23 protein-coding genes are annotated in these 21371 nt (G+C 43.5%); 7 read left to right on the forward strand and 16 right to left on the reverse strand.

Going from position 1 to position 21371, the window contains the following annotated elements:
* Positions 1-207: 207 nt before the first annotated feature.
* From ABWT76_RS07550 to ABWT76_RS07570, 5 genes are all read right to left on the reverse strand, one after another.
* A complete protein-coding gene (locus ABWT76_RS07550) occupies positions 208-1770 on the reverse strand; it encodes an EH signature domain-containing protein (RefSeq protein WP_354635871.1) in 1563 nt (520 codons plus the stop codon).
* A 432-nt stretch (positions 1771-2202) separates the two neighbouring features.
* Positions 2203-2850 (reverse strand): OmpA family protein, encoded by a 648-nt coding sequence (locus ABWT76_RS07555; RefSeq protein ID WP_354635872.1) that lies wholly within the window; start codon positions 2848-2850, stop codon positions 2203-2205.
* A complete protein-coding gene (locus tag ABWT76_RS07560; protein ID WP_354635873.1) occupies positions 2850-3200 on the reverse strand; it encodes a hypothetical protein in 351 nt (116 codons plus the stop codon). Before ABWT76_RS07560 ends, ABWT76_RS07555 begins: the two co-directional genes overlap by 1 nt.
* Entirely contained in the window at positions 3191-4861 is a 1671-nt protein-coding gene (locus ABWT76_RS07565; protein ID WP_354635874.1) for a hypothetical protein, read from the reverse strand. The genes ABWT76_RS07560 and ABWT76_RS07565 overlap by 10 nt, the downstream gene beginning before the upstream one ends.
* Positions 4862-4880: 19 nt before the next feature.
* Positions 4881-5237 (reverse strand): hypothetical protein, encoded by a 357-nt coding sequence (locus ABWT76_RS07570; protein ID WP_054466008.1) that lies wholly within the window; start codon positions 5235-5237, stop codon positions 4881-4883.
* A 571-nt stretch (positions 5238-5808) separates the two neighbouring features.
* Here ABWT76_RS07570 and ABWT76_RS07575 point away from each other — a divergent pair.
* A complete protein-coding gene (locus ABWT76_RS07575; RefSeq protein WP_054466007.1) occupies positions 5809-6126 on the forward strand; it encodes a hypothetical protein in 318 nt (105 codons plus the stop codon).
* Positions 6123-6488: an aspartyl protease gene (locus tag ABWT76_RS07580; RefSeq protein WP_190879714.1), complete on the forward strand. Its 366-nt coding sequence runs from the start codon at positions 6123-6125 to the stop codon at positions 6486-6488. Before ABWT76_RS07575 ends, ABWT76_RS07580 begins: the two co-directional genes overlap by 4 nt.
* A gap of 247 nt (positions 6489-6735) precedes the next feature.
* On the opposite strand, the gene ABWT76_RS07585 is transcribed toward ABWT76_RS07580, so the two are convergent.
* Positions 6736-7119, reverse strand: a complete 384-nt coding sequence (locus ABWT76_RS07585) for a type II toxin-antitoxin system death-on-curing family toxin (protein ID WP_054466005.1) — start codon at positions 7117-7119, stop codon at positions 6736-6738.
* A complete protein-coding gene (locus ABWT76_RS07590) occupies positions 7119-7316 on the reverse strand; it encodes a hypothetical protein (RefSeq protein ID WP_054466004.1) in 198 nt (65 codons plus the stop codon). The genes ABWT76_RS07585 and ABWT76_RS07590 overlap by 1 nt, the downstream gene beginning before the upstream one ends.
* Before the next feature lie 316 nt (positions 7317-7632).
* Between ABWT76_RS07590 and ABWT76_RS07595 the strand changes: the two genes are divergently transcribed.
* Complete coding sequence (locus tag ABWT76_RS07595) at positions 7633-7836, forward strand: hypothetical protein (protein WP_156331677.1); 204 nt, start codon at positions 7633-7635, stop codon at positions 7834-7836.
* Between the two features lie 19 nt (positions 7837-7855).
* Here ABWT76_RS07595 and ABWT76_RS07600 read toward each other — a convergent pair whose 3' ends face one another.
* The 9 genes from ABWT76_RS07600 to ABWT76_RS07640 form a co-directional block, all read right to left on the reverse strand.
* Entirely contained in the window at positions 7856-8686 is an 831-nt protein-coding gene (locus ABWT76_RS07600; RefSeq protein ID WP_054466003.1) for a viperin family antiviral radical SAM protein, read from the reverse strand.
* Between the two features lie 66 nt (positions 8687-8752).
* A complete protein-coding gene (locus ABWT76_RS07605) occupies positions 8753-9349 on the reverse strand; it encodes a deoxynucleoside kinase (RefSeq protein WP_054466002.1) in 597 nt (198 codons plus the stop codon).
* 333 nt (positions 9350-9682) lie between these two features.
* The gene (locus ABWT76_RS07610) at positions 9683-10537 is read right to left on the reverse strand and encodes a hypothetical protein (RefSeq protein WP_190879712.1); all 855 of its coding nucleotides are present in this window, start codon (positions 10535-10537) and stop codon (positions 9683-9685) included.
* A 418-nt stretch (positions 10538-10955) separates the two neighbouring features.
* Entirely contained in the window at positions 10956-11153 is a 198-nt protein-coding gene (locus ABWT76_RS07615) for a hypothetical protein (RefSeq protein ID WP_054465999.1), read from the reverse strand.
* A 464-nt stretch (positions 11154-11617) separates the two neighbouring features.
* A complete protein-coding gene (locus ABWT76_RS07620; protein ID WP_190879708.1) occupies positions 11618-12406 on the reverse strand; it encodes a DUF928 domain-containing protein in 789 nt (262 codons plus the stop codon).
* Between the two features lie 502 nt (positions 12407-12908).
* Positions 12909-13109 carry a hypothetical protein gene (locus ABWT76_RS07625; RefSeq protein WP_156331675.1) on the reverse strand — a complete coding sequence of 67 codons (201 nt, stop codon included), beginning with the start codon at positions 13107-13109 and terminating at the stop codon, positions 12909-12911.
* Positions 13078-15393, reverse strand: a complete 2316-nt coding sequence (locus tag ABWT76_RS07630; protein ID WP_354635878.1) for a CHASE2 domain-containing protein — start codon at positions 15391-15393, stop codon at positions 13078-13080. Before ABWT76_RS07630 ends, ABWT76_RS07625 begins: the two co-directional genes overlap by 32 nt.
* Positions 15394-15406: 13 nt before the next feature.
* Entirely contained in the window at positions 15407-16402 is a 996-nt protein-coding gene (locus tag ABWT76_RS07635) for a DUF1822 family protein (RefSeq protein WP_354635880.1), read from the reverse strand.
* A gap of 44 nt (positions 16403-16446) precedes the next feature.
* Positions 16447-17088, reverse strand: coding sequence for a sigma-70 family RNA polymerase sigma factor (locus ABWT76_RS07640; RefSeq protein WP_354635882.1), 642 nt, complete (start codon positions 17086-17088; stop codon positions 16447-16449).
* 108 nt (positions 17089-17196) lie between these two features.
* On the opposite strand from ABWT76_RS07640, the gene ABWT76_RS07645 reads away from it, so the two are divergent.
* The 4 genes from ABWT76_RS07645 to ABWT76_RS07660 all read left to right on the forward strand — a co-directional run bounded on the left by ABWT76_RS07645 (position 17197) and on the right by ABWT76_RS07660 (position 21190).
* Positions 17197-19596, forward strand: coding sequence for a tetratricopeptide repeat protein (locus ABWT76_RS07645; protein ID WP_354635883.1), 2400 nt, complete (start codon positions 17197-17199; stop codon positions 19594-19596).
* Between the two features lie 36 nt (positions 19597-19632).
* Entirely contained in the window at positions 19633-20223 is a 591-nt protein-coding gene (locus ABWT76_RS07650) for a Uma2 family endonuclease (protein WP_354635884.1), read from the forward strand.
* A 284-nt stretch (positions 20224-20507) separates the two neighbouring features.
* The gene (locus ABWT76_RS07655; RefSeq protein ID WP_054465992.1) at positions 20508-20828 is read left to right on the forward strand and encodes a hypothetical protein; all 321 of its coding nucleotides are present in this window, start codon (positions 20508-20510) and stop codon (positions 20826-20828) included.
* The gene (locus ABWT76_RS07660; protein ID WP_190879695.1) at positions 20825-21190 is read left to right on the forward strand and encodes an aspartyl protease; all 366 of its coding nucleotides are present in this window, start codon (positions 20825-20827) and stop codon (positions 21188-21190) included. The genes ABWT76_RS07655 and ABWT76_RS07660 overlap by 4 nt, the downstream gene beginning before the upstream one ends.
* Positions 21191-21371: the final 181 nt, after the last annotated feature.

The raw sequence follows: 21371 nt of genomic DNA on the forward strand, positions 1-21371 counted from the left end.
ATCCTGGGGATAACTAAGAAACCGGGTTTCCCCAAGAAAAGAAACCGGGTTTCTGTGGTGGATATTATAGTTAACTGTGGAGTGACAAAAAGAAACCCGGTTTCTGAAACCAAGCGGGATAACTAAGAAACCGGGTTTCTGTGGTGGATATGTAGGGGCGAATGCGAGAACGCCCCTACGGTGGAATACAAAAAGAAACCCGGTTTCTCAACCTGAAAGATTACGACAAAATAAATCAGCCGCTCTTTGAATTTCTGCCATTTCTCTTTCCCAGTGTTTTAACTTGTGCCGACGCTCTTCTTGTTCGCTAAATGAGGGAGCGGGCAGTCCGGTTTCGCGGTTGTATTGGTTGTGTGGGACCTTTAACCCAATAAAATCTTCAGTTCCTTCGTTAGGATAGATATTTCGATTCCTCAGTAATTTTTCACAATATCCCTGCCACAAAAATTTGTGGTCGTGGACTTCTCCACCTAGACAGCGCAGTCGTTTTAAAGATAGGGTGGGAGATTCAAATAGCTTAGTTTTAATGTTTGGATAATCTTGAACATTGAAGACGCGAGTTTCGCTACCTAGACCTCGGAAGAATTCCACAATGCAGCAATCTCCGAAATCAAAGATGCAAACTTCAGTGGGTTCGCTGCCATCTTCCTCAAGAATGCTGATATCTTGGTGCTCAAATTCACTGCCGATCGCCTCCTTGATCGCCTTTTGGGAGGACTGGGGTAATACAATCCGCATTCGTCCAAAGCGATCGCTATAATTCGACCAGAAACCCCGGCGACTTTTTAGCTGATTCCATTCCCAATCCGGCAGATCCAGTTTATCTAGTAATATTTTGACTAATTTATCAAAATATTTATAGCTCAATAATTCAAGCCACTTTTGTAAAGCATCTTTTGCCTCTTGAGATAATTGATTCCATCGGGAATTAGGAGCGGTGCTGCCGTAGTTCTGTTTTACCCATTTGACCATAATATCTGGAAACTGACCAGCAATTTCTTTGGAAACATTTGTCAGTAGATACTCTACCCCATGAAGTTGAGGTTTTTCTGACATTTCCTCTAGGCAATTAATCAGTAAACTTGCCTGCTTGCGATTAGGATTATTTTGTGCGTTGAATTCTTTAATCATCGCCTGAAATGCTCCTACATCCAGCGGATAAACATCCGGGGGGAGGTTAGCTTTTTTTAAGAGTTTTTTGGGCGTGAGTAACTCTTGAAAACAGATGCGTGTAATTGTCTTGCAGAGGTTAAATGTGTTATGGCTTTTTGTGTATTCTGCCAATGCGGAGAGAATATCTACCGTTAAAGAATCGCTCTTTTTCAACGGCGAAACAAATTCGGGAAAAGCATCTGCCAAAGAAGGAGGCAGCACTTTTATATCCTGGCATTTACTATCGTAAAATAATGCCAATCGCCAGAATAATCGAGATTTAATTTTATGTTTATATTCAGATATAGCAAATTGCCAAATAGCTTGGGAGCTTGATTTAGCCCGATCGCTTCCTTGTTGCCTATCCCAATCTTCTTTGGCATAAAATAAATAAACCCACTCCAAAATTGTCACTTTTTCGCCTGTTCCCTTCTCAATATCCGCTAAAATATCATCGAGACTGCGCGGCATTGTTGCCTGATATTTCGGCACACCTGGGGGAAGTTCGGGAGGTGCGATCGGGCTACTTCCACCTGTTCCGTTTGCGAGATTAATTAACTCTTTCGCTTTCGGTTGGGGAATTGGTGGCAATTCTAATGGTCTAAATTGAAAATTCATAGTAATTTATCCAGGAATACCTATAACAATCGGTGCAAAATTTGTTAAACAATGTCGGGTTTCGATCCCCCCAAACCTCTTTTCCAAGGGGGGCTAAAGAATTTTAGGTTGAGTTGAGGTAAGGAAAACCAACCTAGTAAGGGCGAAGCATGACCGCAATCAAGTTTATATTTTAATCACAAATATCTGCGGTCATGCTTTGCCCCTACATAATCGCGATCGCTTCCAAGAAATATTTGTGGTCTATTCATTAGAAAATGTATCACCGGCTTTTTCAGATTAATATATCGCCAATATATCGCCTCTGTAGGGGCGAAGCATTCCCGCAGAAGCTCGATGGTTATAAGCGTAAATTTTTTACGGGAATGCTTCGCCCTTTCCACACCGGAATGCTTCGCCCTTTCCACACCGGAAGGCATTTTAAACCATAGATTATTTCCCGAACAAATTACCCCAATCGGGCGATCGAAGTTGGAACCGAAACACTACTTTTCTGTCAGCAGGAGAATCTATTTTTTGATTCGCATCTAATTCCCCCCGACCAGCCGCCAATATCTTATATTTGAATTGGGACCGGGTGGAAAAGTTGAGAGAGGAAATATAATCCGACACAGATAAAGCCCGTTGCAAGCTCAAATTCATATTTTCTTTTTCGGTTCCTGATGAACTGGTGTGACCTTCGATAATCACGCGAGTAATCATCTGGTCAAATTCATCATTAGAGAAAATGACTTTACTGTAAACGGGAATAAAACCGATCAGAAATTGTTTGCCTGCTGGCTTGAGTTCGGCGCTATCTTCATCAAACAAAATCGCATCAGGAATGCTCACATCCCCTGTTTTGGGATCGACTTCCAATTTATCTCCCCCTGGCACTTCTTGCCGGAGGGTATTGAGGATGGCCAGAGGCAGTTTATCAAAGGCTTCTTGGTAATTTTTTAGTTGTACCATGACGGTGATAAACAACAGGGCAAAAAACATCAGCAGTCCTGACATTAAATCCCCAATGGATAGCCATACTCCAGAGTCTAGTTCCTCTAGAACTTCCCCTTCCATTTCAAAGTCAGAAAAATCGCTCATTAACTAGCGCTCCCGTTTCCATTTTTCAAGTTTTTAGCCGATGCAACTAAGTAATGAGATACATCCATTAATCCGTGAGAAGTCTGGTTGAGTTGTTTGCAAACTTCAGCCGCAGCGCGATCGCCTTCTTCAATACTCTTTAGGTAGGCTTCATTCGCTTTTTGCAAATATTCTATTAGTTGCGCGTTGCCAATTTTTAGGGCTTGTTCAAATTGGTTTGCCATGTGTTGATAGGCATTTTCTATTTGGTTGGCTTCGCTGCCAAGTCCGCGAATAATTTCGTGCAATTGTTGCAGACTTTCCCCGGAGGTTAAGCCGGTTTTGTTGGCTATGTTGTACACTATAGCCATGTCCTGGAATTAAGATTTCCTTGCACTTTTTCCATCGCTTCTTTAATCGAATCACCCATTTTTGGAGCATCTTCTCGAAAAAATCTTTGAAGTCCGGCGATCACCTCTTCTAATTCATCTCGCTGCTTGCCGAGAGTTCCTTCTAGGAGATTGTTTTGGTCTCCAAAGAATTTCGTGAGTGCAGTTTGATATTCAACCCGGAATTTCTCTAACTCCTCCTGCACGGTTTTGCGAGTTTTTTGCAGCATCTCATCGATATTCTGTAATGTTGCATCTAAGTTCTCCGCAGCGTGGTTCATCACTTTAGCGGCTTCGTCACCAATTTCCTTCAGCTTTTCAGATTGATAAGTAAAGGATTGCTTGGCATCTTCCAGCATTTGTTTTTGTAGTTCAGCTTGTTTATCCAGAGATTTTTCTAATTCTTCTCGGATACCTACGAAAGTTGCAGCAGCTTGGGCAGCACTGCGAGCAAAGGCTTTTCGCTGTTCTTTCATTGCTTCGATACTTTCGGCAACGGCTCGCTTGATTTCATCGGCAACTGTTACTAAGACTCCGTTAGTATCGCGGCTAAATTGATCGAGAATACCTCTTAAATCGAGAGCAAATTGTTTCAGGTCTTTGAGGGTTTCGGTTTGGAAGTCCCGAATAGTTTCAACAGCCCCAGCCAAACCAATCGTAATACCTCCCAAATCGGTTTTCAGTTCTTTAACTGCTTCGGATGCTTCTTTGGTGAGTTTGGCAGTTTCATCCAGACGTTCGACAACAGGTTCGATTAATTCTTCGCGGAGTCGCGTGACCAAATAATCTACCGCTTGACCGTGTTTTTCTTGCAATTCCCGAATGCTGGATAATTCGCCTTGCATAGAAGTGAATGCGGGATTTAGTTGTGCTCTGGTTGCCTGTGCGATCGCCTCTGGAGTAAGCTGAGTCAAAGGCGTAACCATCGGGCTAAGTTCCGATCGCAAAACCGATCGCATTTCTGTCGCCACAGCTTGCCCAATTGCCGCAGCAGTCAGATTGCTTTGTCCACCGCTTGTCCCTGGTGCCATGCGGGTCAGAACTCGTACCGGAGTCAGCAGAAAAGCAACTTTGCTCAATTCAGAACGCAAACTATCCCGACGCCCTTGCCGCACTCGTTCTCCAAAAGCCAGGAATAACATAAACACACTGGAACTGCCCAGTCCCCACAAGGAAGTTAAGAAAGCAAATTTCATTCCTGCCAGCAGGTCGGTACTGCTTTTCAGCAGGGTATCGGCTTCTTGGATGTCGAGATTAACTCCCTGCAATCCCTGATAAATGCCCGCAAAAGTTCCTAAAACCCCCAATGCGGTCAACAATGTGGGGGCAAAATAAACGGGGCCGCGTGGCACGGGTTTACCCAAAACTGTTGGGAAAGATAGCATGACGGCAGTATTCCCTTCGTATGCGGGAAAAAACAAATTTCCCCTCATTTCTCCATCAAAATGGGTCAGAAACCATCCCCTCATTTTGTCATCCAAGTTGATTCCATTGCCCCCAGAAACCAGGTGTTCTTTCAGAATTTTAATGGCCTTAGCCGTTAGCCCGCATTGCTTTTGGCAATAGTCTGCGATGGACTTTATCTCAGCGAAAAGGGAGGCGATCGCCACTCCAATAATAACGAGAATAAATACCGTATTCATCGTAATTCCTATCCTAATGTTACAAGTTTGTAAAGCGTTCTAAAAGTTCAGATGAGAGGAATTTTTTCGCCACTCTCACGGGCAAATGGGCAGCATCGGTTTGCCCTCCGGCGATCGCTTCTTTTAGCCGCAAACCATAGACGGGTTCATCACTTCCGGTTTCCGTATCTAATGCCAAATAAACGCGATCGGGCGCATACAGGTGCAATAGCCGCACTTGCAATCGCGCTTTCATTTCTTGCAAAGATGTCGCCAAAGCAGGAATATCCCCAAACGCTAAAGCAACTTTCCAAGCGCGATTGACCGCATGGATTTCGTCGATTAGCTGTTCTAGGGAGGGATTTAACAGGGTCGTCACCCTGGATTCACTATTCATTGGAGTTTGAATCTTGAGGTTGAGTTTGGGTCAAAAATCGGGAACTTTAATTGCTTTTTACCGTCAAAAGCGGATTTTGTTAATTACCTCATTAAAGCTTTTCTGATGCTTTCAGACATCAGTATTTTCACGGAATTTTATTAACCGATAAGGGATCCATGTTGGATCCCCAGGGATGGGAAGATCGCCCAGAAACCGGGTTTCTGAGCGCGAAGTTTTGCGAGAGGCATAAAGTTAACCCAGAAACCCGGTTTCTTATCTATCGCCTTGGCGGAAAACTTTTACGCAAATTGGGCAAACTTTTTTTTCGTTAAGCGTGAAACAGCCCAGAAACGGGGTTTTTCGTCTCGTCCCCGAAAAGAAGGAAAAGAAACCGGGTTTCTGTGGTGGATATTACCTGTACTGTGGAGTTACAAAAAGAAACCCGGTTTCTGAATCCTGGGGATAACTAAGAAACCGGGTTTCTCTGGTGGATATTACCTGTACTGTGGAGTTACAAAAAGAAACCCGGTTTCTGAAACCCATTATGTATAATAATAAATAGAAGATTACCAAGCGAAGGTAATAGAAAATGAGCAAAATATCTGAACATCGCCAAGCGCGTCTAGGTCGAGTATTTCCAGAACGCCAACGTTCCCCAGAAGAACTCGCCCAACGCAAGGCGGAAATGCAAGCATTAATGAAGCGGTGTGACGAAATTTTCGAGGCAGCTAAACCAAAACTAATCGATGATTATTACGACTGGTTTATGGTCATCGAACCAGAAAGCGGGGACTATGTTATCGACAAAGACGATAATGTAGCAACACAGAAAGCTCGTGAAAAATACCCCAATGCTCGGTGTGTGGTTTACTGCGTGAATGAAACCGGAGCCTGTTATCGAGCATGATTAGCGGAGAGTTTAACCACAAGGGAGAATTAGTGTTTGAAATTGCTTTAATTGCAGCCGATGAAACTGATTGGCAAGTTCAGGCAATTTTTGATACAGGGTTCAATGGTTGGCTGTTGATGAATAACGAAGATGTCGATAATTTAGGGTGGTTGCAGCAACCTGAACCTAGAAAAAGTCAGACAGCAGCGGGGACAGTATTTTTTAATGTCTACGAGGGGATTATACTCATCGATCGAGAGGAGTTCATTATTCCCGTTTTGGGTGGCGATGACATTAAAGAAATTCTCCTGGGGGTGCGTTGGTTGCAATTTAAGCGACTGATTGCCGATTATTCTGGCGGAGTTTTGACTTTGGATTAAGGGGCGATCGCTTTTGCCCAAAAACCAAGAAACCGGGTTTCTGTGGTGGATATGTAGGGGCGAATGCGAGAACGCCCCTACTGTGGAGGTACAAAAAGAAACCCGGTTTCTGAATCCTGGGGATAACTAAGAAACCGGGTTTCCCCAAGAAAAGAAACCGGGTTTCTTTGGTGGATATTATAGTTAACTGTGGAGGTACAGAAAGAAACCCGGTTTCTGAATCCAAGCGCGATCGCTTATGCAAATCCTACCTTTTTATCAGATGAATGCCCAGCCATTGTGTGAATTCTTCTCTCCCTAATTCACCGGATGCTAGTTTTAAAATCACTTTTTCTTGCTCATCAACTTCAGCATAAATCTCAAATCCATTTAATACTAGGAAAACTTCCATTGCCGCGTGACCGATGCGTTTGTTGCCATCGAAAAAAGGATGGTTTTTAATCAGAGAAAAGCCTAAAGCTGAAGCTTTTTCGACAATAGTGGGATAAAGTTCTTGTCCCCCAAAAGTCATGCGCGGTTGTGCGACAGCCGACTCTAGCGCTCCCAAATTGGTGACTCCACCAGTGCCACCGGATTGCTGCATGAGATGCCGATATATTTCTAAAACTTCAGGTACAGTAAGATAACGCATTATTGCAGTCTTTGGTAAAGTTCTGCATTTTTATTGAGAACGTATGCGATCGCCTGGTTAAAAGAATCTTCCGGTTGATTCACCACTGCTTCCACTCCCATTAAGAGCAATTCTTCTACAGATACTCCCATATTACTGGCAGTTTTTTCTAGTTTTAGGAGGCGATCGTCAGGAATTGAGATCGTGATATTCTTCATTTTTTACTTTTTGATAGCAGGTTACTCAGGATTTTAGCATATCAATTGGATGCCTGCGATCGCGCTTTTGCCCAAAAACCAAGAAACCGGGTTTCTGTGGTGGATATTATCGTTAACTGTGGAGTTACAAAAAGAAACCCGGTTTCTGAATCTTGGGGATAACTAAGAAACCGGGTTTCCCCAAGAAAAGAAACCGGGTTTCTGTGGTGGATACCAAAGTTAACTGTGGAGGTACAAAAAGAAACCCGGTTTCTCAGACAAGGCGCGATCGCCAAGAAAAGAAACCGGGTTTCTGTGGTGGATATTATAGTTAACTGTGGAGGTACAAAAAGAAACCCGGTTTCTCAGACAAGGCGCGATCGCCAAGAAAAGAAACCGGGTTTCTGTGGTGGATATTATAGTTAACTGTGGAGTTACAGAAAGAAACCCGGTTTCTCAGACAAGGCGCGATCGCTCCTGGAGTGCCGAGGTAGGAGTGGGGGCGATCGCCTGGGAGTTGGGAGTTGGGAGTAAAGGGTAATCGCCCTGCAAAACTGTGACTACTCCCAAGCATAAACACCTCCACGAGCTAAAAAATTAGCTACATTCCAACCAACTTGATCTAGCGCAGCATCTACACCAACTTCCAAAATTTTTGAACTGTACAAATATCGACCCATAGTAGCGTTGTAAAACCGGCCTTGAGGATCGATCATCACATAAGAGTCTTTCATTAACTCATTTGACTCGGCAATTGGCTGCAATTGTTTATCTAGAATGTTTTGATGAAACTTCACAAATTGGTTAAATTCCTGGGGTGAAATTAACATCTCTTCAACAGAACCATCGTTTTGCCCATCTACTGGCAACACTTGAAATACTTTCCACCGCTCTGGACGCACCCGCCGGACAAACTCGGACATATCTTCTTGAAAGTTCAGTCGAGTAATCACTGAATTGAGTTTAGTATGAATGCCTTTTTGATGGAGCAGATCGAATAAAGCAATGGAATTTCGGACATGATCTCCATTACCCCGTCCCAACTGTTTTTGAATTACTTCTGAAGCCGAATCTACTGATAATGCTACCCAATCAATATCACTACCATACCTTTCTAGCAACTCGGGTATTCGCGCACCATTGCTCACTATACTGGTGACAAATCCTAAGCGACGCGATTCAGCTAATATTTCACCTAAATGGGGGTGTAGGGTCGGTTCTCCACCAGCAAAGTTAATTTTTTTAGTCCCCGCACTATGCAGTAATAAAAGAATTTGCTTAACCTCATTCAAGGTTAAATATTCTGTCACATCACGAAAGGTCGCAAAGCAAAAATCACAATGATAGTTGCAGTTATTACACAGATGAAAGTTAACGCTGATTGGTTGCATAATTCGGATTTTTAATTGGGTTTATACAAAATTTAAATTATCAGTTAAAATCTATTGTGTTAAATCCTAAAGCGGAGTTATTTTGTTGATTTTTGTGCATAAATTATGGTATGATTCCTCAGCATTCTCATTGGTAGTATCAATTCGGACGATCGGGATATTGACCAACTCAAATATTCGCTCGTATGATTGAGGAATGTTGTATTCAAGAGAAACTTTATCTCCATACCATTGAGGGGAAATACTCTGACTTCTATTGGCAATACGTTTTTTAATCACTTCTGGAGAAGCGGTTATATAAATTACTACGTCAGGCCATAAAAAGTTGGAGTCTGATTGCCAGATCCGGAAATGCGCCGACAAGTCTTGCTTCAGCAACAAGCTGTGGTAAGCGAAAGTAGAAAATACATATCGATCGGCGACAACTCCCGAATGATTTAAATTGGATATGTACTCATTGCTACGCATTAGGTTACACAAGCTGTAAAAGTGAAAGGTAGCGATTGGGGAATTAGTCGCAGTTATTTGCTCTTGGATAGAGAGTAAGCCATCTGGGATACTGCTGTAATAGCATAAATTTAGCCGTTTGGCTAAGAGTTTAGCTAAAGTTGTTTTACCAGATCCATCTACTCCTTCAAACACGAAAAAAGGGAAATTTTTCATAAATTTACGCTCTCAACTATAAATTATCATAATTACCAATTAAAGCTTTTCTGATGCTTTCAGACATCAGTATTTTCACTGAATTTTATTAACAGATAAGGGATCCAGGTTGTTTCCCCAGGGATGGGAATGAGCGCCCAGAAACCGGGTTTCTTCAGCTAAGTTCTGCGAGAGGCATAAAGTTAACCCAGAAACCCGGTTTCTTACCTATCGCCTTGGCGGAAAACTTTTACGCAAAATTGGCAAAATTTTTTTCTGATGCGGTAGGGACACGGCATTGCCGTGTCCTTTCCTTACCTGCTGCCAGATGACCCAAGGTAATATCCATGATGTCTAATTTCCTAATCCGTGAATATTTTTCACCAAATATGGACTAGAGCGAAGCTTTTTAGATGCGATCGCTTTTTGCTGTTGGTAGGCTGACGAAAAACTTTGAGGAAAGCCACCCAATCCTAAGCGATAGATTATTTCTTTGACAGCGACCGATCTGTGATCGAAACCCATCGAGTCTCCTAAAAGTGCTTGTGAAGTGTCACGCTGATTAAGTTGTAAACTTTTGCGCCAGTACAAGAGTGCTGCGTCAACCTGTAAACTAGCAGCTAAAGCAGTAGCTAAATGGAGATTAGACCAGTAATGATCTGGATTTGTGCTGAGTGCCTTGACATAACACTCACAGCTAATGACCAAAGACTCTTGCGCTGTTTCGATCATCTGTTTTGCTCCGGCTTCACCTATGGAAGAAACTCCCAAATTTGCTAAGAAACTTCGATAATCTACTCCACCAAAAACATTGTCTCCCCAGAATGAATTGTAACTGCGATCGTAGGCTAAACCGGCTTTTAAAAAAGCTTCGGTACTGGGTTGGCTCACCGCTTGCTGGTAAAGTTGATAACCTTGTGAATTAATTTCTTTCATTTTCTCTTCTGAAAAGGCTTGATCTGAACCTTTAGATTGAAATTCGGATATTTCATTGTATTCAACCCTGGGCTTCTCCACGATCGATTCTCTTGAAATAGGAATGGTAGATGAATCGTCATCGGTTGTTTGGTTTTCTGAAAATTCATAATCAGAAGAATATGGCTCCGAAGTGTTTTCTTGTTTCTCTTCACCCCAGGAAAGCCAGAAAAGCCAAAAACCGATTGCCAAGATTGCTAAGATTATGATGATTTCCATACAATATTTGCTCAAATATTTCAGATATTACGCCGCGTCATGCGGGGTTTGAATTATATATTTTTATGGATTTTTGGTTGTACTCCGGTAGACGATTTCCCTTTTAATGAATAAGCAGGTTTTCATTCATATCACTTCCCCGAAGGAAAGTGATATTTTTTACGAAATATTTTTTATAAATGCTTACTTTACTATATGTTGGCAATTAACTTGATATAAGCTTTGTGTGTACATTCCCCCCATCAATTCTATGCGGGATGCTTTGTCTACCTCCTGTTTAATCGACGATCTATATTGATTCAACTGATTACAAAGTTTCCGTAACTCTGCTTCTCGTTTTGCTTGCTCATGGGCTTCTAATCCAAGCAATATAAGGCTTAAGACTGACATGACACCAAATGTCAATACTGCTATCTTTATGGTCTGCTTCATGTTAGTTACAATCATAAGGAACCCCTTCAACATAGATAGTGGTCTGTGCATTTATTCCTAGTGCATTAGAGGTGTTTAAAATTTCGGCGCATTCCTCTTCTGCAATTTGTTCAGGGGGTTTCTCAAAGGCTTTATATCCTAAGCCTACCACCAAACTAAATAATCCGATTCCTAGGAGAATAGCATTGATTTTTTGCATTGCTGTTTTCAATGTACTTTGTACTTTTGCATTTTTTCTTGCTTCCAGGTGCTATTGAACTTTTGAGGTTCAATTCTTATACATCTTCAAGCATTACCAGTGATTCCACCCCTAGTTAAAAGGGCGATGTACTTTCACTGAATTTCGCTAACCGATAAGGGATCCAGGTTGTTTCCCCAGGGATGGGAATGAGCGCCCAGAAACCGGGTTTCTTCAGCTAAGTTCTGCGAGAGGCATAAAGTTAACCCAGAAACCCGGTTTCTTACCTATCGCCTTGGCGGAGAAGTTTTACGCAAATTTGGGAAAAAATTTTTTCGCTATTCGTGAAAAAGCCCAGAAACGGGGTTTTTCGTCTCGTCCCCGAAAAGAAACCGGGTTTCTGTTGTGGATATTACAGTTAACTGTGGAGTTACAAAAAGAAACCCGGTTTCTGAAACCCAAAAACCCGGTTTCTCCTCTAGGGACTAACGATCGCAACAACCGCCGATCGCCTCATTTGCCAGATAGCCCAAGCCAATGGATTCGAGAAGTTCTTTCCACTCAGCGGCGATATCTGCATCCCCCGGACGATCGCGACGCAATTCGGCGAGGGCGGTCAGGGTTTCGTACCACAACCCATTCGCCGCATAGAGTTCCACGCGCTGCATAGGTGTTGTTGCCGCTTCTAGCTGACTGATCAGTGCGCTATCCCCGGCAACTCTTTGCACCATTCCTTGCACATAGTCATCCTCAGCCCGAATTCTCGGATTGCATCGATAGGAGAATTGCCACAAATATTTTTTGCCAATTTCCAACGGTGGGACGCTTTCCGGTAAGCGGAAACTGACAATTCCCGGTGTATCCGCAATCGTGACGACGGTTTTGTAAACTTGCTCTTCTGCTTCATCCAAGAGCACGAATTCTACCTCACGAGGCGGATCCGAGTCATAAGGCACATAAAACCAGAATGTGGGATGTCCCGATAGGGTGTAGTTGACTTGACTGGGAACTAATGCGGTCAAAGGTTTATCCACAGCGGGACAAGAGGTGCGGCTGCCAGAACCTTCGCGATCTTCTGGTGGGTCCGGTGCTGGTGCTTCAAACTTTGTGGCGATCGCCCCATCCGTTGATGGCAGTTGACGATCGCCCCTTTGTAACTCGGTTTGAGATGCGCCGTAAACTTTCGTAACGGGCACTATCCCGATGAAGACAAGCAAGGCGATCGCTAATGGCAATTTGCCCGCTTTCGGCGGTTTCCGCAAAGGACTTGGCAAGGTTCTACTCCTCAGATTGACATTCTATTTACCTATCGCAGTCCGGGGATAAATTTACGCAAAAATTTACGCAAAATTATTCACGGCAGCATCTCGATTTTTTACAGCGGTTTTCAGATTCATCTCCCACTGTTACCGCCAGCCAGGGGTTAAAACGATGGCGGGCTAATAGCCTAAGTCGGTTAAAACCGACTGAAATTTTCATAACTACAAGCATGATTAGTCGGATTTATTTGAAATCTTGCATCAGTTGCAACAACCGGCGGGGATTAAAATCAATTCCTAACATATCAAGCCTGCCCCCGCGAAGGCCGCCAAAGCCTGCCCCCGTGAAGCCTGCCCCCGCGCGGGGGACGGGGGTCGGTTAAAACCGACTGAAATGCTTTTAATATAAGACTCCTAGTCGGTTTTAACCGACTTTCGCTATGAGGCGGGGATTTTAATCCCCGCCGGATCGCGGGGTAAACTTTCGGCTGGTTGAGAATGGTGCAAGATTTCAGTTTCAACCGACTTCAGCTTTGAGACAGGGAAGACGATTCCCTGGCGTGCGATCGACTTGTAGAAGCAAAGCATTCGCGCAGACATTTTCGCGATCAACTTGTAGGGGCAAAGCATTCGCGCAGATATTTTCGCGATCGACAGAAAAATTATCTACGCGAATGCTTCGCCCTTTATTTTCGCGATCGACCCTGGGACCTGTCACCAATGGCAAAAAACAAAGGACAAATGACCAATGCCAATGCTGAAGGAATGAGGGGAACCCAGGTGCCTTGGAGGAATAGCACATAGCAGACAATATATAGAACCCCGATCGCAATGGCGATCGCCGCGATCGCCCATTCCCGGTTGCGGATGCACAATGCGATCGCACTGCCCACCATTGACCACAGGCCCACCCAGATCGCTTCTCCCCACCAAACCCATACGCCGATTAGGGGACGACCGTCAAGGACAGCACTGAGAATATGACTCACCATCTGCGCTTGCACCATCACTCCCGGTACTCGATCCGACGGAAATCGTCCGACGCTGTAGGGGGTGAAAAAACGTTTTGCGTTGACGCTGGTGGCGGTGAGACCGATAATTACAATTCGGTCTTTAACCAAATTCGGGTCAAAATCTCCCTGCAATACTTCCGTCAGAGTGACAGTTCTGGCAATGGGAAAAGAACGATAATTTAACATCATATACCAGCCGCCTCTACCGAGATTTTTGTATCCGCCACTATTCGGGTTCATTGGCTGAAAAATCGCTGAACCCAGTTGCACTGGATTATTTTGATTTCCTTGATAATTGGGTAAAATATTCTCATCTGCCAGATATTTTTCGGCTAATTTAAAGCTCAAAGAAAAGCGAGTGTTACAGCCCGATGTTTCTTTCATAAAGAATAAATGACGGCGCAAAATTCCATCAGAATCGGTGGCGACATCATCGAATCCTAAGCGATTTTTGGGCATAGCATCAGGAGAAGAAATCCCCGGTTCTGCCTTCCGGGGGAAGCTACAGACCGCAAATAAATTCTCTTGCTGCTGCATTTGTTTGCTTAATTCTGAATCCACAGGATAGACGGGAAAATCTCGATAAATGGTTAAGCCGATCGCTCGCGGTTGATGCTGTTCTAATTTCTGCAACAGTTGGGCTAATGTTGCATCGGAAATCGGATATCTTTTCTGCAATTGTACGTCGGCTTCTGTAATTTCAACGATTAAAATCCGGGGGTCTGGTGGTTCTGGAGGACGCGATCGCATTAAGTGGTCATAAAGTCTCAATTCCGATCCTTGTAAAATTCCCAATTGGCGGATGATTAAAATCATCAAAGTTATCCCCAAACTGGTTAACCAAAAATGGCGATTTTGCAATTGGGAAAACCCCAGTTTTTTTGGGTGCGATTGCTGTGGCCAAACCATTGACAATTCGGCGGGATTTTGACAGATAATCGGCAACCAACTAGCACAGGGGAAATTATCTTCTAAACCTTGCAACCGTTCTCGCGCTTGCCGCACCGCTAAATAAAAAGACAAACCACTAGAAAAAGCCTGAATAAATTGGACTAAAAATGCGTTAGCCACCCCATCCGCCACAGGTTCTCGCATCACAATAATTTGGGGAATATGTAAATCCGCTAATTCCGTGGCTAACCCCAACCCATCGCAAGAGTTAAAAATCGCCAGTTGTAATCCACGACTGATAGCGGTTTTTAGGGCTAATTTCAAATGAGAAATGCCGATTTTCTCCGTGGGATTAATGGCCAATAAACCCCGGTGGCCATTTTCTTCACTCTCACTATGACCGGCAAAAAATAAAATATCCCAACCGCGATCGTCCCACAAATGTTCGTCAACTTCCTGACGGGAAGGTTTCACCAAAAAAACCGTTTCTGCATCGGCAATTTCTGACAAAACCTGGCGATCTGCTGCAATATCAAGGCCGTTATCATTGCCTAAAATGGCTAAAATTCTCGTAATTTTTCTTTGGTGTAACTTCTCCACTCGGCGATATTCAGGGGTACTTAAAGCTATTTCGGCTTTGGGATAATCTGACAAAAAATTCCAAAAATGCCAAGGTAAACGCCGCACCGATTCATCATCGGTTTCCAGAATTAATTGGATTTCGTCATTCTGGTGCAGATGCGATCGCAATTGGCGATCGATATTTCTAAATTCCTCCGCATCCAGCCACTCATTAATAAGCTGAATATAACGCTGGCAAATATCCGCAAATTCCATCTCAGAAACATTGGTGATATCTTCGCGATCGATTTTAATCCGGGGATGCCATCCGGGACGGCGATAAAGTGCTTGATAAATTAAATGCCATCGACGATAAATCCCATCTAATTCTACCCCTGGAGGTAAAGCCCCAGTAAATTTCAGGGGGCGGGGATTCTCCGGTTCCCAAAGTAGGGCAGTGACATGAGGAAAACCGGAGAGCAAATTGCCATATCCTAGATTAATGACAACGATAGTTGATTTTTTGTGATTCGTCATTAAATTTCAAAATTCAAATTTCAAAATTCTCTACAATCATGGCATTTTCTAGGGCAACTTGAATCGAAAAACGTTCCCCCGGTTCACCCGTAAAGCGGGACAGTTGAATATAATTATCCTGACGGCGCGATCGCACTTCTTGCAAAATATCCCCCTCTATTGATAATAATGCTAACCGCAAATTTGGCGGTAAATAAATTTCTCCATCAGGGGGATAAAGTCGCACTCTGACTGCTATATTATCAGATTCGGGTGTTAGCGCCACCAGCAATACGACCGTTTGACTGCCAAACTGCATTTGCAAATCAATCAATTTTGCTCGTTCTATATCCACCTCTTTATCTTGTGGAGAATTGCGGAAATTATAGGCAATATTTTGATTGCTAAATATTGCGGCTAAATCCTGCCAATTTTCCCCAAATATGCCTTGCAACCACTCACTAAAGTTTACCAAATTATTCCCAGTAGGGACACGGCACGCCGTGTCCTGACTTGCTGCCTCATTAATTTCTGTGTTTTTACTCAGGCGCAATGCGGATAAAGTGGTTAGCAATGTTTCTAATGGTTGCAATTGAGTTAGGGGAACATATTCTGCTTCTATACTATTAATAAATCCCAAAATATTCGCGGCTTTAACCGAATCTTCAATTTGCACCACCACATAGCCAATGCGATCGCCCCAAACGTCCTGGGGAATTCGACAAATTTGCTGATTTTCGCGGATGGGACGACATTCGAGAACCCCCAATCCCGTCACCTGTAAATCTGCCACATCACTGCCTAAACGGGCGATCGGATTCCAACTATCTCCAGCATTGATTTTCGTAGAAATTCCCATCCACTGTAAATAATCATGCACCACACAAACCGCCAGAGTATTAAAATAAACTTGTTCGGCTTTTTGGCGATTTGGTTGTTCCAAAGCAAATTGTTTGGCAAGGCGGCGCCAATTCCTGCCAATCAACATAGGTAAAGCAAAATTTTCTATTTCTTGAGTGTTATAAATCATAATTTGTTATTGGTTGTTTGTTGGTGGTTGGTTAACGAACCTCTTTATAGATATCCTGTCGATTCGCCAAATTTACGCAATTTTGGCATACATTTCCGCTGATAAAAGCTGCTGAGGCTAGAACTTGGCAACCCCAACTCGGCAGAAAGTTCCCTCCAGGTGGTTTCGGGGGGCAAACGCCGTAAAATTAACAGTTGGCAGGTGACATCTTCTCGACCGGGAATATGAACGCGCTGCAATTCGCCCTCTGGGTCAGTTTCCGCCCACTCGCGGGTGGCTTGCAGGATCGGCGGGATATCTGGGGGGGCTTCAAAGGTGTCCAAAAACGTCAGGGTGTCATCGTCATCTAACCCTTGTGAAGCGGAAACCATTTGTTGTTTCTGTTTTTGCTCTTTAATCGCCCTATCTTTTAGGCGCATTTTTAGGTAAACATTCAGCCAAGTGGTGATGCTACTGCGATCGGGGTCATATTTATCTTTCGCTGTGGTGGCTTCACATAAATTTACGCAAAAATATAGCCAAGTTTGTTGCCATACTTCTTCATAATAAAGAGTATCTTCTCGCCATAGCTTGCCTGACTTAACAATCAGTCGGTACAGTTGAGTTAACCCTCGCTGGCGTTCAACGCTTCTGGGAGGGTGGCGACAAGTCTCGGTAATTAGCGATTGTAATTGGTCATTAATCATTTAACTAAAATGCCTCTAAAAAACATTTCGTCCTGTCTTTTCCTCGTTGCGTCGATCGCTATGGGTGAACTTGAGTTTATCAAATTTTCTTCGTTCCGGGTAGGAGGGTTGCCAGTTTTGGCACAAGAAAGGGGAGAAAGTCCTGCCAGTGAAGCGATACAACTGTACGATCGCGGTGATGAACAGGTCGATCGCGGTGAATTGAAAGAAGCGTTGGCAACGTTCGATCGCGCTTTGCAAATGGCGCGGGTTGAGGGCGATCGCCAACTAGAAGCGGTGATATTAAATGATATCGGTGTTGTGCATCGCAATTTGGGCAACTATCCCCTGGCTGGGCAATTTTTAAACCAAGCTTTAACCATTCGCCAAAATATTAACGACCCACAGGGAATTGGCCAAAGTTTGATGAATTTGGGGGCGCTTGCTTCATCTCAAGCTGACTATCCCAAAGCCCTTAATTTTTATCAGCAAGCATTGGATATTTTGCCAGCCGAAGAATCCTATGGTTCCGCCATCATTCTCAATAATATGGGAGAAATTTATCGCGGGTTAGGACAACCGAAAAAAGCCCTGACTTCTTTTCAAGCAGCCTTACCGCTGTTTGAACAAGAGGAAAACGCTTTCGCCGTGGGAATTACTCTCAGTAATATTGGCGCAGTTTATCATGCTCTCGGTGACTATTCCCAAGCTTTAGAATTCTATGAAAAAGGGTTAGCGATCGCCACCGAAATCGAAGATGCCGTGGGAATTGGTCAAACCTTGCTAAATATGGGCGCGGTTTATGAGAAATTAGCCAACTATTCCCAAGCCTTGCAATTGTATAACCAAGGATTAGAAATGATGACTGCGATCGGGGATGAAGATGCGATCGGTCAAGCTTTGAATAACATCGGTTCAGTTCACCGACTGATGGGGGACTATTCCCAAGCGTTAGAATTTTACGATCGCGCCTTAGAAATTCGGCAAAAGTTAGCAAATCAAGCGGGGATTGCTGTCACCCTGAATAATAAAGGAGTCGCCTTATTTGAAGCCGGACAAATCGCCGAATCTACACAAACCTTATACGCGGCAATTGACGCCTTAGAATCTCTGCGACCGGGCTTAAGCGATTTGAACAAAGTCTCAATATTCGATAAATATCGGTCTAGTTATAGCATACTTCAAAAAGCATTAATTAGCCAAAATAAACCGGAAATTGCCTTAGAAATTGCCGAAAGAGGTCGCGCCCGGGCTTTTCTGGAATTAATCGCCCAAAAGCTATCTCCAGAAGCGGTGCAAGAATATGCCCAAAAACAAAATATTGTAACCACGATTTCCGATATTAAAAAAGTGGCAGCAGAGCAAAATGCCACCCTCGTTGAATATTCTATTATTAGCGAGAATTTAGGCCAAAATTCCGCTTTATTTATTTGGGTCGTAAAGCCTACAGGGGATATTACGTTTCGGGAAGTTGATTTAAGCCAATTAGAAAAGTATCGGGATAATTTAGTGCCGTTTTTGGCTACGGGGGAAAGTGACTCAGAACCGGAAACCTTATTAACGGCTTTAGTGCGGGGAACTCGCGAGAATATAACGGAAACTCTGCCCAGCATTCCCGCCGGTGGAGTGAGCGATTTAAAATTAAATAAGCTGCACGATTTACTGATAAAACCGATTGCCGATTTACTGCCCATTAATCCAGAAGACAAGGTGATATTTATCCCCCACGAGGAGTTATTTTTTGTGCCGTTTCCGGCGCTAGTAGATGAAAGCGATCGCTATTTAATTGAAAAGCATACCATTCTCACAGCACCAGCAATTCAGGTGTTAAAATTGACTCGTCAACTGGCACAAAATCGAACAATTAACAATGCAAATAACAATATAAATAACCCCACAAATGCTTTAGTGGTGGGCAATCCAGTCATGCCGAAATTGTCGGAAGAAGGAGCAGAGCCATTGCCTAATTTACCCGCTGCCGAAGCAGAAGCGATCGCGATCGCCTCTATGTTGAATACCCAGCCTTTAATTGGCAGTGCAGCGACCAAAGCAGCGGTTTTGCAACGTATCGGTTCGGCAGCGATCGTGCATTTGGCAACCCACGGGTTTTTGGCTGATTTTACTGAGTCTGGTTCTGGTTTTTTGGGGGCGATCGCACTAACCCCAAGCGAAGGCGATCGCGGGTTTCTTACTTCTGAGGAAGTCATGGGATTAAATTTAACAGCTTCCCTGGTAGTTTTAAGTGCTTGCAACACAGGTGGCGGCAAAATTACTGGTGATGGCATTATTGGATTATCTCGTGCATTTATCGGTGCGGGGGCTGAAAGTGCGATCGTCTCTTTATGGCAAGCAGACGATGAGGCAAGCGCAAAATTAATGCAGGAATTTTATCGAATTTTGCCCCAAACGGGCGATCGGGCAGTGGCTTTGCGGCAAGCAATGCTGACGACAATGCAACAATACTCTCAACCAAAAAATTGGGCAGCTTTTACTCTTATGGGCGAATCTGTGAATAAATCTGTAAAATAGAAATAGCGCATAAATTATCGATGAGGTATCCAGAAAATGATTGCACTTTCTGATTCATGGCGGATGACCGCAGAAGAATACCTAGAATGGGAAGCATTGCAGGATCTACGTTACGAGTTAATTGATGGGGATGTGGTGGCAATGACTGGCGGCACGATCGCCCATAATGATATTGCCCTCAATCTTAATGATAAATTACGTTCTGCTTTGCGTCCCAAAGGTTGCCGAGTCAATGTGGCAGATGTGAAAGTAAACGTAGAGGCAACGGGGAATTACTTTTATCCCGATTTGGTAGTTAGTTGCGACGATCGCGATCGCGAAGCCACCAAAGAAATCCTATTTCCCGGATTATTAGTCGAAGTATTGTCCCCTAGAACCGAGGCCAAAGATCGGGGGAAAAAATGGCAAAACTATCGGCAAATTCCCACCTTAATTGAGTATGTGCTGATTAACTGCGATCGCCCATTAGTCGAGTGTTTTCGCCGCCGCGATCGACTGTGGATTTATCAAACTTTTGGGGTTGGGGAAGTTTTGGACTTGGAAAGTGTCGGAGTATCCATAGCCGTTGACGATTTATATGATGGGGTGACAATTGAGGAAAATCAAGATGAATCTGTTGATAAGTAACATTAGAAAGAAACCGGGTTTCTGTGGTGGATATTATCGTTAACTGTGGAGTTACAAAAAGAAACCCGGTTTCTCACACCCCACGAATAACTAAGAAACCGGGTTTCTGTGGTGGATATGTAGGGGCGAATGTGGTGGATATGTAGGGGCGAATGGCCATTCGCCCCTACTGTGGAATACAAAAAAAACCCGGTTTCTGAAACCTATCATGCCTATTTCCTACTTTTTTATCCTAATTCAGCTATAATAATAAATAGAAGATTACCAAGCGAAGGTAATAGAAAATGAGCAAAATATCTGAAAATCATCGCCAAGCGCGTCTAGGTCGAGTATTTCCAGAACGCCAACGTTCCCCAGAAGAACTCGCCCAACGCAAGGCGGAAATGCAAGCATTAATGAAGCGTTGTGACGAAATTTTCGAGGCAGCTAAACCAAAACTAATCGATGATTATTACGACTGGTATATGGTCATCGAACCGGAAAGCGGGGACTATTTTATCGATAAAGATGACAAGGTTGCCGAACAAAAAGCCGATGAAAAATACCCCAATGCTCGGTGTGTGGTTTACTGCGTGAATGAAACCGGAGCCTGTTATCGAGCATGATTACCGGAGAGTTTAACCATAAGGGAGAATTAGTGTTTGAAATTGCTTTAATTGCAGCCGATGAAACTGATTGGCAAGTTCAGGCAATTTTCGATACAGGTTTTAATGATTGGCTGTTGATGAATAACGAAGATGCTGATAATTTAGGGTGGTTGCAACGGCGAAAACCCAGAAAAGTTAAAACAGCAGCAGGGACAGTCTTTTTTAATGTCTACGAGGGGATTATACTCATCGATCAAGAGGAGTTAATTATTCCCGTTTTGGGTGGCGATGACATTAAAGAAATTCTCCTGGGGGTGCGTTGGTTGCAATTGAAGCGACTGATTGCCGATTATTCTGGCGGAGTTTTGACTTTGGATTAAAAGAAACCGGGTTTCTGTAGTGAATATGTAGGGGCGAATGCGAGAACGCCCCTACTGTAGAATACAAAAAAAACCCGGTTTCTGAAACTTATCAGAGAGCGATCGCCTATTTCATTTATTAATTAAATTTAACCTAACTTTCCTCAGATTTACTAAAATTAAGTTACAATAACAAATATAA

Source organism: Planktothricoides raciborskii GIHE-MW2 (genome assembly GCF_040564635.1).
GTDB lineage: Bacteria > Cyanobacteriota > Cyanobacteriia > Cyanobacteriales > Laspinemataceae > Planktothricoides > Planktothricoides raciborskii.